This window comes from Streptomyces sp. V4I23 (assembly GCF_030817975.1).
In the GTDB taxonomy this organism is placed as follows: domain Bacteria; phylum Actinomycetota; class Actinomycetes; order Streptomycetales; family Streptomycetaceae; genus Streptomyces.
Map to the genome: position 1 here is coordinate 5,786,427 of NZ_JAUSZW010000004.1, position 14,873 is coordinate 5,801,299.

Genomic DNA, 14,873 nt, shown 5'->3' on the forward strand with positions numbered 1-14,873 from the left:
GGCCCGTCGCCCTCAGGCCCGCCGCACTCCGCACAGGTGCAGCAGCGCCGCCACCCGCCGGTACGGGTCGGCGCGCCCCGCCCGCTCCTCCACGGCGAGCAGCTGCTGGAGCTCCTCCGCCGGGGGCAGTTCGACGTCGTTGCCGACGCTGTCCGTGAAGACCCGCACCCCGTACCACGCGTGCAGCGGGGCGTTGATCCCCTCGAGCGTCTCCGTCAGCGCCGCCAGCCGGTCGGCCCGTACGGTCAGTCCGAGCCGGTTCGTGTACATGTCCGTGTCGAACGCGGCCCTGGCGGCCGGCCAGTCACCGGAAAGCCCCGGCCGCATCGCCAGCGCGTCGCCGTTGCGCACGAGCAGGGACAGCAGACCGCCCGGCGCCAGCATCCGCGCGAGGCCGGCGAGCATGGCGTCCGCATCGGCGACGTACATGAGCACGCCGTGGCACAGCACCACGTCGAAGCTGCCCGGCAGGAAGTGGACGCCGGTGTCGCGCCCGTCGCCCTCGATCAGCCGGACCCGCTCGCGGATCCCGGCCGGTTCGCCGACGAGCGCGCCACGCGCCGCCTTCAGCATGACCGGGTCCGACTCCACGCCCGTGACCGTGTGCCCGGCCCGCGCCAGCCGCAGCGCCTGCGTTCCCTGGCCCATGCCCACGTCGAGCACCCGCAGCCGCTGCCCGACCGGGTAGCGGCCGGAGATCTGCTCCTCCAGCTGACGGGCGACGAGCTCCTGTCGCACGGTGTTGCGCAGTCCGCCCGCACCCGCGAGCCACTCGGCCGACGCCCCGGCGAACCCCGAGGGCTCGGCGGAGTAGGTGCTCAGGGCCGCTCTCCGCGCTTGACCTGCGGCTTGGGAAGGCGCAGCCGGCGCATCTGGAGCGTACGCATCAGGCCGTACGCGACAGCGCCGCGCTTCGGCTCGTTCGGGAAGCGCTCGCGCAGCTGCTTCTTGAGCCGGATCGCCAGACCGATGGAGTCGATGACGATCAGCACGATCACACCGAGCCACAGCAGCAGAGCGATGTTCTGCAGCTGGGCGACCCGGATCATGCTCAGCACGAGGATCACCACCGCGAGCGGCAGGAAGAACTCGGCGATGCAGAAGCGGGAGTCGACGAAGTCGCGCACGAAGCGCCGCACCGGGCCCTTGTCACGGGCCGGCAGATAGCGCTCGTCACCGCTGGCGAGGGCCTCGCGCTGCTTGGCCAGGTCCGCACGGCGGGCCTCGCGCTGGCGCTTCATCGCCTCCTTGCGGTCCAGCGGTGGGCTGGACGCACGGCGGCGCTGGCCCTGGGCCTCACTGCGCTTGGGCGTCGGGCGGCCCTTGGGGGCCTCGGGGTCGCGGGGCTGCTTGGAGAGGTCCGCCGTCACCTTTTCGGTGGGGGCCTTCTCTTCCTTGGAACGGCTACGGAACACAAAGCCCAAGGGTACGGGGTGCCAGGCATGGACCCCACCCCCGCGGGGAACGATCCCGCAACGGCATGCGTCCGTAAAGGACACAAGCACCACAGAGCGGACGGCGCATGACGGGCCCCTGACGATCACCTACTCCCTGGGCCGGATCGGAGCCGTTCGCAGTCGTCCTTGGGGAGGAGCGCATCCGCGCTCGAACAGTGCGGTAATGGATGCAGGGCCCGTACTGTGGGTTCTGTTGAGTGGTGGAAGCCGAGTCCGTCAGAAGGGGGCGCGCGAAGCCCATGAGCGGTGTCATGAAGCGTATGGGGATGATCTTCCGCGCGAAGGCGAACAAGGCCCTTGACCGGGCCGAGGACCCGCGCGAAACCCTCGATTACTCGTACCAGAAGCAGCTGGAGCTGCTGCAGAAGGTCCGCCGCGGAGTCGCGGACGTCGCCACGTCCCGCAAGCGCCTCGAGCTCCAGCTCAACCAGCTCCAGGGCCAGTCCGCCAAGCTGGAGGACCAGGGCCGCAAGGCGCTGGCGCTGGGCCGCGAGGACCTGGCGCGCGAGGCGCTCTCCCGCCGGGCGGCGCTCCAGCAGCAGGTGACCGACCTGGAGACCCAGCACCAGACGCTGCAGGGCGAGGAGGAGAAGCTCACGCTCGCCGCGCAGCGGCTGCAGGCCAAGGTCGACGCCTTCCGTACGAAGAAGGAGACGATCAAGGCGACGTACACCGCGGCCCAGGCGCAGACCCGGATCGCGGAGTCCTTCTCCGGCATCTCGGAGGAGATGAGCGACGTCGGTGTCGCCATCCAGCGCGCCGAGGACAAGACCGCGCAGCTCCAGGCGAGGGCGGGCGCGATCGACGAGCTGCTCGCCTCCGGCGCCCTTGACGACCAGTCGGGCCTGGCGAAGGACGACATCCAGGCCGAGCTCGACCGTCTCTCCGGTGGCACGGACGTCGAGCTGGAGCTCCAGCGCATGAAGGCCGAGCTGGCCGGCGGCCCGGCGCAGCAGCAGGCGATCGAGGGCGGCGCGGGCCGTCAGGACGCGACGCCGCAGCAGCAGAGCACCCCGAAGTTCGACAAGCAGTAGTCCCACACGAGACGAGGACTCGTCATGATCGTACGGATCATGGGGGAGGGACAGCTGGAGGTGGCGGACAGCCACCTCGCGGAGCTGAACAAGCTCGACGACGAGCTGCTCGCGGAGGTGGAGAGCGGTGACGGCACCGGCTTCCGCCGGACGCTGCACGCCCTGCTCGAAAAGGTCCGCGAGCTCGGCGAGCCGGTGCCCGACGCCTCCCTGGAGCCGTCCGAGCTGATCCTTCCCACGCCGGACGCGACGCTGGAGGAGGTCCGGGAGCTGCTGGGCGACGACGGTCTGATCCCCCCGCCCCCGGAGCCGGAGTCCCCCCGTACGGCGCCCTCCGACAACCCGGCCCCGGTGGAGCCTCCGGACTGACGGGCCACTCGCGGCTCCGTAAGCGCGTCGTGGGGTGTGGGGTCCCGGGGCCGAGTCCCGGGTGACCGGCCCGCCCACCCCGTAACGTAACCGGACGTGACCTCACTCGCCGACCGGGTCTCCCGGACCCAGCACTGGCTGCGCGCCCACCCCCTGGCGTTCGACGCCGCGCTGGCCGTCGCCGTGCTCATCTGCATGGTCACCGGGTCCTTCGCCGACCCGCACGGCCCCCACGGCCCCACCTTCGGCACCCGCACCCCCGAGGTCCGCAGCGCCGTCCTGATGGTCGTCGCGGCGGGAGCCCTCGTCTTCCGGCGGCGCGAGCCGATGGCCGTGCTCGGCGTGACCGGTTTCGTGTCCGTCGTCGAGCTCGTGGCCGGCGACCCCGCCGCGCCCGTCGCGATGAGCGCCGTCATCGCCCTCTACACCGTCGCGTCCACCACCGACCGGCCCACGACCTGGCGCGTCGGACTGCTGACGATGGCCGTGCTCACCGGCGCCGCGATGTCCTTCGGCTCCACGCCCTGGTACACCCAGGAGAACCTCGGCATCTTCGCCTGGACCGGCATGGCGGCCGCCGCCGGCGACGCGGTCCGCAGCCGCCGTGCCTTCGTGGACGCCATACGGGAGAGGGCCGAGCGCGCCGAGCGGACCCGCGAGGAGGAGGCCGGGCGCCGCGTCGCCGAGGAGCGGCTGCGCATCGCCCGCGATCTGCACGACGTCGTCGCTCACCACATCGCCCTGGTCAACGTGCAGGCCGGCGTCGCCGCCCACGTCATGGACAAACGGCCCGACCAGGCGAAGGAGGCCCTCGCCCACGTTCGCGAGGCCAGCCGCTCCGCGCTCAACGAACTGCGCGCCACCGTCGGCCTGCTGCGCCAGTCCGGCGATCCCGAGGCGCCCACCGAACCGGCCCCCGGCCTCGCCGTCCTCGACCAACTGGTCGCCACCTTCCGTCAGGCCGGGCTGCCCGTCGAGCTCGCCCGCGCCGACGACGGCGTCACGCCGCCCGCGGCCGTCGACCTCGCCGCGTACCGGATCATCCAGGAGTCGCTGACCAATGTGCAGAAGCACGCGGGCCCGGAGGCCAAGGCCGAGGTGAGCGTCGTGCGGGTCGGCTCCACGCTGGAGGTGACCGTGATCGACAACGGCGCCGACGGCCCGGCGCCGTCGGACGGCGGCGGCCACGGACTGATCGGCATGCGCGAGAGGGCCATCGCGCTCGGCGGCGCCCTGACCGCGGGCCCCCGCTACGGCGGCGGCTTCCGGGTGCAGGCGATACTGCCCCTGCATGCGCGGGCGGCCCGCGCGGGGGAGGACCGATGACCATCCGGGTGCTGCTGGCCGACGACCAGACGCTGCTGCGCAGCGCGTTCAGGATCCTTGTGGACTCCGAGCCGGACATGGAGGTCGTCGCCGAGGCCGCCGACGGCGCGGAGGCCGTCGCCCTCACCCGTTCCGCACGCGCCGACGTCGTCCTCATGGACATCCGCATGCCCGGCACGGACGGGCTCGCCGCGACCCGCATGATCAGCGCGGACCCGGACCTGTCGCACGTACGGGTGGTCATGCTGACGACGTTCGAGGTGGACGAGTACGTCGTCCAGTCGCTGCGCGCCGGCGCCTCCGGGTTCCTCGGCAAGGGCGCCGAGCCCGAGGAGCTGCTGAACGCGATCCGCGTCGCCGCCGCCGGAGACGCGCTGCTGTCCCCGGCGGCGACCAAAGGACTGATCGCGAAGTTCCTTGCGCAGGGAGGCCGTTCGGACGACCCGGCCGAGCCCGGCGCGTACTCCGAGCGGCTGTCCGCCCTCACCGGCCGCGAGCGCGAGGTGCTGGTGCTGGTCGCCGGCGGGTACTCCAACGACGAGATCGCCGACCGTCTCGAGGTCAGCCCGCTCACGGTCAAGACCCATGTGAACCGGGCCATGGCGAAGCTCGGCGCCCGCGACCGGGCCCAGCTGGTGGTCACGGCGTACGAGTCCGGCCTGGTACGTCCGCGGGTGGAGTAGCCCGCCCCCGCCGGGCGCAGGGACCGCCGCCGAACCTGAACGGGTCCGGAGGGCAGCGGCCCGGGGCACCGGAAACGCGCCGAGGGGCGCTCCGCCATCCGGCGGGGCGCCCCTCGGCGTACGGGCGAACGGCTACGGCAGCGCCAGCATCCGCTCCAGCGCCAGCTTCGCGAAGCTCTCCGTCTCCTTGTCGACCTGGATACGGTTGACCAGATTCCCCTCGGCCAGCGACTCCAGCGCCCACACCAGGTGCGGCAGGTCGATGCGGTTCATCGTGGAGCAGAAGCAGACCGTCTTGTCGAGGAAGACGATCTCCTTGCCCTCGTCCGCGAAACGATTCGCCAGGCGACGGACCAGGTTCAGCTCCGTACCGATGGCCCACTTCGAGCCGGCCGGGGCCGCCTCCAGCGTCTTGATGATGTACTCGGTCGAGCCCACGTAGTCCGCGGCCGCGACGACCTCGTGCTTGCACTCGGGGTGCACCAGCACGTTCACGCCGGGGATCCGCTCGCGCACGTCGTTGACCGAGTCCAGCGAGAAGCGGCCGTGCACCGAGCAGTGCCCGCGCCACAGGATCATCTTCGCGTCCCGCAGCTGCTCGACCGTGAGTCCGCCGTTCGGCTTGTGCGGGTTGTAGACCACGCAGTCGTCCAGGGACATCCCCATGTCGCGGACGGCGGTGTTGCGGCCCAGGTGCTGGTCCGGCAGGAAGAGGACCTTCTCGCCCTGCTCGAAGGCCCAGTCCAGCGCCCGCTTCGCGTTCGACGACGTACAGATCGTGCCGCCGTGCTTGCCGGTGAACGCCTTGATGTCCGCCGAGGAGTTCATGTACGACACGGGAACGACCTGCTCGGCGATGCCCGCCTCCGTCAGCACGTCCCAGCACTCGGCGACCTGCTCGGCCGTGGCCATGTCGGCCATCGAGCAGCCGGCCGCCAGGTCGGGCAGCACGACCTTCTGGTCGTCGGTGGTCAGGATGTCCGCCGACTCGGCCATGAAGTGCACACCGCAGAAGACGATGTACTCGGCCTCCGGCCGCGCCGCGGCGTCCTTGGCCAGCTTGAAGGAGTCGCCGGTGACGTCCGCGAACTGGATGACCTCGTCACGCTGGTAGTGGTGACCCAGGACGAAGACCTTGCTGCCGAGCTTCTCCTTGGCCGCGCGGGCGCGCTCCACCAGGTCCGGGTCGGACGGCGAGGGCAGGTCGCCGGGGCACTCGACGCCGCGCTCGCTGCGGGGGTCGGCCTCGCGGCCGAGCAGCAGAAGGGCGAGCGGCGTCGGTTGGACGTCGAGCTCGGGGCGGGTTGGGGCGGTGGTCACGACACGCACCCTTTCTTCGTCTGACAGAGGGCTTCTCGTCTATTTGACGCTATCTATCATAACCGGTTCACGTCACTTTGACGATGTCCATAGCGTCGATGTGACGCACCCCCTCTCCACAGGCCGGTGCCTTGCGCCGACCAGGTGTGCGAGCATGAAAGGGAAAGACTAGGGCTCGCCCGGAATGAATCCGGGACCCGGCCGGTTGCACCCGTCGGCAAGCAGTCTCCGTACTACCCGGGAGAGAAGCAGATGTCCGTATCGGACGAGACCACCACCGTGAGCGACGGCATCCTCCTGTCCGACGCCGCCGCGGCCAAGGTCAAGGCCCTGCTGGACCAGGAAGGCCGTGACGACCTGGCCCTGCGCGTCGCTGTTCAGCCCGGCGGCTGCTCCGGTCTGCGCTACCAGCTGTTCTTCGACGAGCGTTCGCTCGACGGCGACGTCGTCAAGGACTTCGGCGGCGTGAAGGTCGTCACGGACCGCATGAGCTCCCCGTACCTGGGCGGTGCGTCGATCGACTTCGTCGACACCATCGAGAAGCAGGGCTTCACGATCGACAATCCGAACGCGACGGGTTCCTGCGCCTGCGGCGACTCGTTCAGCTGAGACATCCCGTCCTCGCACGGCGAAAGGCGGCGGCTCCGATTCCGGGACCGCCGCCTTCGCCGTACGCAGGCGCTGCTTTCTCCGGTCGCTTATCCCTTGCGGGGCAGCGCCTTGCCGGTGCTCGCGTCCACGACCTTCCGGCCGTCCAGGGGCGCGTCCAGCGTCACCGACTCCGTGAGCTCCTTGGCCATGGCGATGCACACCCGGTCCGGGTCCGGATTCGGTTCGACGATCTCGACCCTCACCTCGTCGGGGCTCTCGGTCGCCCGCGCCTCGTAGTCGCTGCAGACGCCGCCCCAGAACGTCACCTTCAGCGTCCTGCCGTCGGCGCTGTACGAGATGGCCGGCGGCGACGGCACCTTCTTCTCCGGGTCGCTCGGAGTGATGTCCTTCTGCGGGGGCTCCGCGGCCTTGAGATAGGCCGGCTCCACCGCGGGATGCGTGACCGTGAACGGCTCGGCCTGGCCCTTGGCCGCCACCTGGAACAGCCAGGACGGCACCAGCGCCTGCCGCCCGTCCACGTACTGCGCCGCCAGACCGAAGACGGCCTTCTCGATGGTCAGCTCCTGCGGCGCGGGCGCGTCGCCCGCCCGCTCGCACGGAGCGGCGGGCTGCTCGCCCGTGCGCATGTCGTCCTTGTGCGGTACGGGTGTCGCGCAGCCGCCGATGCCGATCGGGCCGCCCTTTCCGGCCTCGTTCAGCGCCTTCACCGCCTCGTCGGCGGAGATCACCGGATAGCTGTGGGACTTCACGGGCTTCTTCAGCTGGCCGCTGCCGCCCACCACCTGGCCGTCCGCGCCGACCTGGATGCCGGTGGTCCAGCCGTACGTGGGCAGGCCGCCCACCACCGGGTCCGCGTTCACCACCCGCACCGCGCCCATCAGCTGGCGGGCGTCGAGCTTCGCGTCGGCCTGGCCGACCGCGGCCAGCACCGGCGCCGCGGCCTTCCTCGCCGCCGCCTCGTCGACCGCCGGTCCGGGCTCGCCCGGCGCGACGGAGCCGCCCGCCGGGCAGTCCTTGCCCTTCAGACAGTCGTCGCCGCGCGCGGCCCCGTAGCGGGCGAACGTCCAGGTGCCCGGAGCGTCCTTGTTCACCTGGAGCAGGGGGCCCGCGCCCTCCTTGTCGGACCCGATCTTCCAGGCCGCACCGGCCTGCCGCGGTGAACCCGCCACACCGAGCGCCTTCGCCAGCCGCGCGACCTCGGCCTCCGTCACCGAGCCGGCCGCCCGGTGCACGGCTGCCCGCTCGGGCCCCTCGGGCAGGTCGCCCGCGGCCCGGTAGACCACGCCGCCGCCGTTCGGGTCGGGCTCGCCAGGAGCGATGGAGCCCGTACCGCCGTCGACGCTCCCCGGCATGTCCAGGGAGAGCAGCGGAGCGGGCCCGCCCTTGCCGGCCTCGCTCTTCGCGTCCGCCGCCGTGTCGCTGCCGCTGCCCACGCCGGTGGTCGCGACGTACGCCCCGCCTCCGCCGGCGACCAGCACCGCCGCCGCCACCGAGGCGACGACGAGCGGGGAACGCCGGTGGCGGTGGCCGTCGTGCGTCTTGTCCGTGCTGCTCACCGCATCGCTCCTTGTCTCGTGCCTCCTGCTGCGGAGGGCACGGATGGGACGGAGCGGGGGAGCGTGTGGTTCCCTCGCGTCGCTCGGCCGAGTCGCCGGATCAGTCGCCGTAGTCGGACATCGCGTCCACGAGCCGGGCCGATGCGGGCGGCACCACGACCCCGTGGATGAGCGAGTGGTGCACGGGCGCGGGCGCCTTCACCGCGGGGACGACCCAGTGCGGCGCCATGCGCGCGCAGTCGCCGCGCAGCTGGTCGAGACTCATCTCGGACTCCCGCGACTCGCGCGCGGCGATGTGCTTCGTCATAGCGGCACCGTACGCACCTGGGACTGACGGAAAAAAGCCCTACTATCGGGTAGTTTCCGCACGTGGAAAGGGTCCGGGACCCGGTAGCGTGGACTGACACTGCCAGCCCGCCCCAGGAGCGCCTCACCGTGCGTATCGCAGTCACCGGCTCCATCGCCACCGACCACCTCATGACCTTCCCCGGCCGCTTCGCCGACCAGTTGGTCGCGGACCAGTTGCACACGGTCTCCCTGTCCTTCCTCGTCGACAACCTCGATGTGCGCAGGGGTGGTGTCGGGGCGAACATCTGCTTCGGCATGGGCCAGCTGGGCACCGGGCCGATCCTGGTCGGCGCGGCCGGCTCGGACTTCGACGAGTACCGCGCCTGGCTCGACCGCCACGGCGTGGACACCGCCTCGGTGCGCATCTCCGAGGTCCTGCACACCGCCCGCTTCGTGTGCACCACGGACGCCGACCACAACCAGATCGGCTCCTTCTACACGGGCGCGATGAGCGAGGCCCGCCAGATCGAGCTCAAGTCCGTGGCCGACCGGGTGGGCGGCCTGGACCTGGTCCTGATCGGCGCGGACGACCCCGAGGCGATGCTGCGCCACACGGAGGAGTGCCGCTCCCGCGGCATCCCGTTCGCCGCGGACTTCTCGCAGCAGATCGCGCGCATGAACGGTGACGAGATCCGGATACTGCTGGACGGCGCCGCGTACCTGTTCTCCAACGAGTACGAGAAGGGCCTCATCGAGTCCAAGACCGGCTGGACCGACGCGGAGATCCTGGCGAGGGTCGGCCACCGCGTCACCACGCTCGGCTCCCAGGGCGTCCGCATCGAGGCGGCGGGCAAGGAGACGATCGAGGTCGGCTGCCCGGAGGAGGAGGCCAAGATCGACCCGACGGGCGTCGGTGACGCGTTCCGGGCCGGCTTCCTGTCGGGCCTGTCGTGGGGTGTGGATCACGAGCGGGCGGCGCAGGTGGGCTGCATGCTGGCGACGCTGGTGATCGAGACGCTGGGCACGCAGGAGTACACGCTGCGGCGCGCGCACTTCATGGAGCGCTTCACGAAGGCGTACGGCGACGAGGCGGCCGCCGAGGTCCACGCCCACCTGTCCTGACCCCCGGGGCTCCTCCCCCCACGCCCTACGGGCGTGGGGGTACCTCCACCGGACTCACCTCTTACGCCCTGCGGGCGTGGGGACCCCAGCGCCTCGATCTCCTCCTACGGCCTGGCGGCCGTGGGAGGTGCCCCGGCGAGGCTGCATCAGCCTGTCCGGCGATTGAGGACACCGCGCGGTACGGGGTGCGGGGCTTGCCCCGGTTTCGGGGAGTGGGAGTCCCCACGCCGCCAGGCGCAGGGGGAGGGCAGGGAACAGCCCGCCGCAGGCGCCCCGCCGCCGTGCTACGACAGACGCCGCACCACGTACGCCACGCCCCGCTCCGCCTCCCGTTCCCCCACGTACTCCTGGCCCCGCATCCCGCACCACGCCGGGATGTCCAGCCGGGCCGCCTCGTCGTCCGAGAGCACCGTCACCGTCGCGCCGACCGGCACGTCGCCGATCACCTTCGCCAGTTCGATGACCGGGATGGGGCACCTTCTGCCCAGCGCGTCCACGACGAGCGACGCGTCCGAGCCGGACGGCTCCACCGCCGAGGGCACCGGCGCGCCGAGCCGCTCGCGGACCGACGACACCACCCGCGGCAGCACCTCCAGGAAGCCGTCCACCTCCTCGGACGTCGTACCGAGCGGCAGCGACACCCGGACGTTCCCCTCCGACAGCACCCCCATCGCCCGCAGCACATGGCTCGGTGTCAGCGTGCTGCTCGTGCACGACGAACCGGACGACACCGAGTAACCCGCCCGGTCCAGCTCGTGCAGCAGAGTCTCCCCGTCGACATAGAGACAGGAGAAGGTCACCAGATGGGGGAGCCGCGCTACCGGGTCGCCCACCACCTCCACGTCGGGCACGAGCTCCGGCACCCGGGTGCGGATCAGGTCCACCAGGGCCCGCAGGCGTACGGCCTGCTCCGCCGCCTCCGCGCGGACCGCGCGCAGCGACGCCGCCGCCGCCACGATCGCCGGGATGTTCTCGAAGCCCGGCGCGCGCCCCGACTCCCGCTCGTCGGCGGGACCTTGCGGGGCGAACCGGACACCCTTGCGCACCGCGAGCAGCCCGACCCCCGCCGGCCCGCCCCACTTGTGCGCGCTCGCGGCCAGCAGCGACCAGTCGCCCTCCACGGGCCCCCACGGCAGGGACTGCGCCGCGTCCACCAGCAGCGGCACGCCCGCGTCCCGGCAGGCGCCGGCCACCGCGCCGACCGGCTGTTCGGTGCCCACCTCGTGATTGGCGGACTGGAGACAGGCCAGTGCCGTCCCGGCGCCGAGGGCGGCGGCGAACTCGTCGGCGGACACCGAGCCGAGCCGGTCCACCCTCACCTCCGTCACCGATCCGCCCGCCGACTCCCACGAGGCCGCCGAGTGGAGCACGGCGGAGTGCTCGACGGAGGACACCACGAGGTGGCGGCCGACACGCCGACGCGCGGCGAGCGCGCCGGAGATCCCGGAGTGCAGCGCGTGCGTCCCCGATGGAGTGAAGACGATCTCGTCCGGGCGGCATCCGGCGGCCTCCGCGGCCGCCTCCCGGGCGGCGTCCAGGAGCAGCCTCGCCCGCCGCCCTTCGCGGTAGAGCCGGGCCGGGTCGGCCCAGCCCTCGTCGAGCGAGGCCTGCAGGGCCTGCCGTGCGACGGGGTGCAGGGGGGCGGAGGATGCGGCATCGAAGTAGGGCACGTACTCACGCTAACTCCGGACAGGAGAGGGGACGTCAGATGGGGGCCGGAGCGGGGCATTCCGGGCCTCCGGGCTGGGCTTTCCATCCCTTCGGGGTGTCGGACGGCGCGTTGGGCACCCTCCCCGCGCGACCCCAAATGGCGTCCAGTAGGGTTTGGTCCGCATAAACATCCAAACCCCTGCCCGCGTCAGGGCCGGCGACCGACCAGCGAGACGGCCGCAGCCGGTCGCGCGGGCCGAGACTCTCGGGAAGGCGCTACGTGAGTCCCAACGGCTCCGACCTCCCCCGCAGCCAAGGCGCGGGTGGTACCCCCACGTCGCGGCGCCCGATGCGGCGGAAGCTGCCGCAGGTGCTGACTGCGGGCCTGATCCTGGCTACCGCCTCCGGTTGCTCATACAACTGGGAGGACTTCCCCCGGCTGGGCATGCCCACCCCGGTGACGGAGGAGGCCCCGCGGATCCTCTCCCTCTGGCAGGGCTCGTGGGCGGCAGCGCTCGCCACGGGCGTGCTGGTGTGGGGACTGATCCTGTGGAGCATGTTCTTCCACCGGCGCAGCCGCACCAAGGTGGAGGTCCCCCCGCAGACCCGGTACAACATGCCGATCGAGGCGCTGTACACCGTGGTCCCGATCATCATCGTTTCGGTGCTCTTCTACTTCACCGCGCGTGACGAGTCGAAGCTGCTCGCCCTCTCGGAAAAGCCCGCCCACACCATCAACGTGGTCGGCTACCAGTGGAGCTGGGGCTTCAACTACGTCGAGAACGTCGACGGCGACGCCAAGACCGGAGTCGAGGTCCCCAAGGAGCTCGACGCCGTTCCGGACAAGTACCAGGAGAGCTTCCCCGAGGGTGCCGAGGGCGTCTACGACGCCGGTATCCCCGGCACCCGGAACCCGCAGACGGGCAACCCGGGCCCGACGCTGTGGCTCCCCGAGGGGGAGAAGGTCCGGTTCATCCTGACCTCTCGCGACGTCATCCACTCCTTCTGGGTGGTCCCCTTCCTGTTCAAGCAGGACGTCATCCCCGGCCACACCAACGTCTTCGAGGTCACCCCGAACAGGGAGGGCACCTTCCTGGGCAAGTGCGCCGAGCTCTGCGGCGTCGACCACTCCCGGATGCTCTTCAACGTCAAGGTCGTCTCCCCGGAGCGCTACCAGCAGCACCTGAAGGAGCTTGCCGAGAAGGGGCAGACCGGCTTCATCCCGTCGGGCATTGAGCAGACGGACCCGGCCAGGAATGCGGAGAAGAACCAACTGTGAGCATCCTCAACGAACCCCAGGGTGCCGCCGCGGCAGATGAAGACTCGTACGAGAACGAGCTGCCGGTCCGGCGCAAGCAGCCCGGCAACGTCGTCGTGAAGTGGCTGACGACCACCGACCACAAGACGATCGGCACGCTCTACCTCGTCACCTCGTTCGTCTTCTTCTGCATCGGTGGCCTGATGGCGCTCTTCATGCGCGCCGAACTGGCCCGTCCCGGCACGCAGATCATGTCGAACGAGCAGTTCAACCAGGCGTTCACGATGCACGGCACGATCATGCTGCTGATGTTCGCGACGCCGCTGTTCGCCGGATTCGCGAACTGGATCATGCCGCTGCAGATCGGCGCGCCCGACGTGGCGTTCCCGCGGCTGAACATGTTCGCGTACTGGCTGTACCTCTTCGGTTCGCTGATCGCGGTGGCCGGCTTCCTCACCCCGCAGGGTGCGGCCGACTTCGGCTGGTTCGCCTACTCCCCGCTGTCGGACGCCGTCCGCTCGCCGGGCGTCGGCGCCGACATGTGGATCATGGGCCTGGCCTTCTCCGGCTTCGGCACGATCCTCGGCTCGGTCAACTTCATCACCACGATCATCTGCATGCGTGCTCCCGGCATGACGATGTTCCGGATGCCGATCTTCACCTGGAACGTGCTGCTGACCGGTGTGCTGGTCCTGCTCGCCTTCCCGGTCCTGGCGGCCGCGCTGTTCGCCCTGGAGGCGGACCGCAAGTTCGGATCGCACATCTTCGACGCCTCCAACGGCGGCGCCCTGCTGTGGCAGCACCTCTTCTGGTTCTTCGGCCACCCCGAGGTGTACATCATCGCCCTGCCGTTCTTCGGCATCGTCTCGGAGATCATCCCGGTCTTCTCCCGCAAGCCGATGTTCGGTTACATCGGTCTGGTCGGCGCGACCATCGCGATCGCCGGTCTGTCCGTGACGGTGTGGGCGCACCACATGTACGTCACCGGCGGCGTGCTGTTGCCGTTCTTCTCCTTCATGACGTTCCTCATCGCGGTCCCGACCGGTGTGAAGTTCTTCAACTGGATCGGCACGATGTGGAAGGGCTCGCTGTCCTTCGAGACTCCGATGCTCTGGACGATCGGCTTCCTGGTCACCTTCACCTTCGGTGGTCTGACCGGCGTCATCCTGGCTTCCCCGCCGATGGACTTCCACGTCTCCGACTCGTACTTCGTCGTCGCGCACTTCCACTACGTCGTCTTCGGCACCGTGGTCTTCGCGATGTTCGCCGGATTCCACTTCTGGTGGCCGAAGTTCACGGGCAAGATGCTGGACGAGCGGCTCGGCAAGATCACGTTCTGGACGCTGTTCATCGGCTTCCACGGCACGTTCCTGGTGCAGCACTGGCTCGGTGCCGAGGGCATGCCGCGGCGTTACGCGGACTACCTCGCCGCCGACGGCTTCACCGCGCTGAACACGATCTCCACGATCAGCTCGTTCCTGCTGGGCCTGTCGATCCTGCCCTTCATGTACAACGTCTGGAAGACGGCGAAGTACGGCAAGCAGATCGAGGTCGACGACCCCTGGGGCTACGGCCGTTCGCTGGAGTGGGCCACGTCCTGCCCGCCGCCGCGGCACAACTTCCTCACGCTGCCGCGCATCCGCAGCGAATCTCCCGCGTTCGACCTGCACCACCCGGAGATCGCGGCTCTCGACCAGCTCGAGCACGGCGGCATCCCGGCCGGCGTGACGGCCGGTGGCAAGGAGGAGAGCAAGTGAAGATCCAGGGCAAGATGTTCCTCTGGCTGAGCGTCTTCATCCTGGCCATGGCCGTCCTGTACGGCGTGTGGTCGAAGGAGCCTGCCGGAACCACCGCGCTCTTCCTGGCCTTCGGCCTGAGCGTCATGATCGGCTACTACCTGGCCTTCACGGCCAGGCGGGTGGACGCCATGGCCCAGGACAACAAGGAAGCCGATGTGGCCGACGAGGCCGGCGAGGTGGGCTTCTTCTCCCCGCACAGCTGGCAGCCGCTCTCGCTGGCGATCGGCGGTGCGCTCGCCTTCCTTGGCGTCGCCATCGGCTGGTGGCTCCTGTACTTCTCCCTGCCGCTGATCCTGATCGGCGTCTTCGGCTGGGTGTTCGAGTACTACCGCGGCGAGAGTCAGAACCAGTAACGCCGCGTCAAGCGCGACACGTCGGGCCCGGATCCCCTTCACTCCA

Annotated in this window: 14 protein-coding genes and 1 pseudogene; 9 read left to right on the plus strand and 6 right to left on the minus strand. The window is 70.6% G+C overall.

Going from position 1 to position 14,873, the window contains the following annotated elements; genetic code table 11:
* Window positions 1-12: 12 nt before the first annotated feature.
* Together QFZ82_RS28595 and QFZ82_RS28600 are read right to left on the minus strand one after the other, a co-directional pair.
* The gene (locus QFZ82_RS28595; protein ID WP_307715890.1) at window positions 13-738 is read right to left on the minus strand and encodes a bifunctional 2-polyprenyl-6-hydroxyphenol methylase/3-demethylubiquinol 3-O-methyltransferase UbiG; all 726 of its coding nucleotides are present in this window, start codon (window positions 736-738) and stop codon (window positions 13-15) included.
* 80 nt (window positions 739-818) lie between these two features.
* Complete coding sequence (locus QFZ82_RS28600) at window positions 819-1,415, minus strand: DUF3043 domain-containing protein (protein WP_177153582.1); 597 nt, start codon at window positions 1,413-1,415, stop codon at window positions 819-821.
* Between the two features lie 281 nt (window positions 1,416-1,696).
* Between QFZ82_RS28600 and QFZ82_RS28605 the strand changes: the two genes are divergently transcribed.
* The 4 genes and pseudogenes from QFZ82_RS28605 to QFZ82_RS28620 all read left to right on the plus strand — a co-directional run bounded on the left by QFZ82_RS28605 (window position 1,697) and on the right by QFZ82_RS28620 (window position 4,869).
* Entirely contained in the window at window positions 1,697-2,491 is a 795-nt protein-coding gene (locus tag QFZ82_RS28605) for a PspA/IM30 family protein (RefSeq protein ID WP_177153581.1), read from the plus strand.
* A gap of 24 nt (window positions 2,492-2,515) precedes the next feature.
* Window positions 2,516-2,788 (plus strand): annotated as a pseudogene (locus tag QFZ82_RS28610) (hypothetical protein); the annotation flags it as partial.
* Between the two features lie 168 nt (window positions 2,789-2,956).
* Complete coding sequence (locus QFZ82_RS28615; RefSeq protein ID WP_307715891.1) at window positions 2,957-4,186, plus strand: sensor histidine kinase; 1,230 nt, start codon at window positions 2,957-2,959, stop codon at window positions 4,184-4,186.
* The gene (locus tag QFZ82_RS28620) at window positions 4,183-4,869 is read left to right on the plus strand and encodes a response regulator transcription factor (protein ID WP_307715892.1); all 687 of its coding nucleotides are present in this window, start codon (window positions 4,183-4,185) and stop codon (window positions 4,867-4,869) included. The genes QFZ82_RS28615 and QFZ82_RS28620 overlap by 4 nt, the downstream gene beginning before the upstream one ends.
* Before the next feature lie 132 nt (window positions 4,870-5,001).
* Here QFZ82_RS28620 and nadA read toward each other — a convergent pair whose 3' ends face one another.
* Window positions 5,002-6,198 carry a quinolinate synthase NadA gene (gene nadA, locus QFZ82_RS28625; RefSeq protein ID WP_307715893.1) on the minus strand — a complete coding sequence of 399 codons (1,197 nt, stop codon included), beginning with the start codon at window positions 6,196-6,198 and terminating at the stop codon, window positions 5,002-5,004.
* 243 nt (window positions 6,199-6,441) lie between these two features.
* On the opposite strand from nadA, the gene QFZ82_RS28630 reads away from it, so the two are divergent.
* Window positions 6,442-6,798, plus strand: coding sequence for an iron-sulfur cluster assembly accessory protein (locus QFZ82_RS28630; protein ID WP_307715894.1), 357 nt, complete (start codon window positions 6,442-6,444; stop codon window positions 6,796-6,798).
* 89 nt (window positions 6,799-6,887) lie between these two features.
* Here the strand turns inward: QFZ82_RS28630 and QFZ82_RS28635 are convergent, their stop codons facing one another.
* Entirely contained in the window at window positions 6,888-8,357 is a 1,470-nt protein-coding gene (locus tag QFZ82_RS28635) for a hypothetical protein (protein ID WP_307715895.1), read from the minus strand.
* 100 nt (window positions 8,358-8,457) lie between these two features.
* Entirely contained in the window at window positions 8,458-8,664 is a 207-nt protein-coding gene (locus tag QFZ82_RS28640) for a hypothetical protein (protein ID WP_177153576.1), read from the minus strand.
* A 128-nt stretch (window positions 8,665-8,792) separates the two neighbouring features.
* Here QFZ82_RS28640 and QFZ82_RS28645 point away from each other — a divergent pair, with 128 nt between their 5' ends.
* Entirely contained in the window at window positions 8,793-9,767 is a 975-nt protein-coding gene (locus tag QFZ82_RS28645) for a carbohydrate kinase family protein (protein WP_307715896.1), read from the plus strand.
* A gap of 284 nt (window positions 9,768-10,051) precedes the next feature.
* Here QFZ82_RS28645 and QFZ82_RS28650 read toward each other — a convergent pair whose 3' ends face one another.
* Entirely contained in the window at window positions 10,052-11,437 is a 1,386-nt protein-coding gene (locus QFZ82_RS28650) for a cysteine desulfurase/sulfurtransferase TusA family protein (protein WP_307715897.1), read from the minus strand.
* Window positions 11,438-11,697: 260 nt separating this feature from the next.
* Here QFZ82_RS28650 and coxB point away from each other — a divergent pair, with 260 nt between their 5' ends.
* Genes coxB through QFZ82_RS28665 form a run of 3 tightly spaced genes read left to right on the plus strand, consistent with a single transcriptional unit; the run spans window position 11,698 to window position 14,827 of the window.
* Window positions 11,698-12,696, plus strand: coding sequence for a cytochrome c oxidase subunit II (gene coxB / locus QFZ82_RS28655; protein ID WP_373429337.1), 999 nt, complete (start codon window positions 11,698-11,700; stop codon window positions 12,694-12,696).
* Entirely contained in the window at window positions 12,693-14,432 is a 1,740-nt protein-coding gene (gene ctaD, locus QFZ82_RS28660) for a cytochrome c oxidase subunit I (protein ID WP_307715898.1), read from the plus strand. The genes coxB and ctaD overlap by 4 nt, the downstream gene beginning before the upstream one ends.
* A complete protein-coding gene (locus tag QFZ82_RS28665) occupies window positions 14,429-14,827 on the plus strand; it encodes a cytochrome c oxidase subunit 4 (RefSeq protein WP_177152831.1) in 399 nt (132 codons plus the stop codon). Before ctaD ends, QFZ82_RS28665 begins: the two co-directional genes overlap by 4 nt.
* Window positions 14,828-14,873: the final 46 nt, after the last annotated feature.

What these genes read in the sequence shown, in the direction of transcription:
- QFZ82_RS28620 (WP_307715892.1), top strand. Translation starts at nt 4,183, where the DNA reads ATGACCATCCGGGTGCTGCTGGCCGACGACCAGACGCTGCTGCGCAGC.
- QFZ82_RS28605 (WP_177153581.1), top strand. Translation starts at nt 1,697, where the DNA reads ATGAGCGGTGTCATGAAGCGTATGGGGATGATCTTCCGCGCGAAGGCG.
- QFZ82_RS28640 (WP_177153576.1), bottom strand. Translation starts at nt 8,664, where the DNA reads ATGACGAAGCACATCGCCGCGCGCGAGTCGCGGGAGTCCGAGATGAGT.
- QFZ82_RS28630 (WP_307715894.1), top strand. Translation starts at nt 6,442, where the DNA reads ATGTCCGTATCGGACGAGACCACCACCGTGAGCGACGGCATCCTCCTG.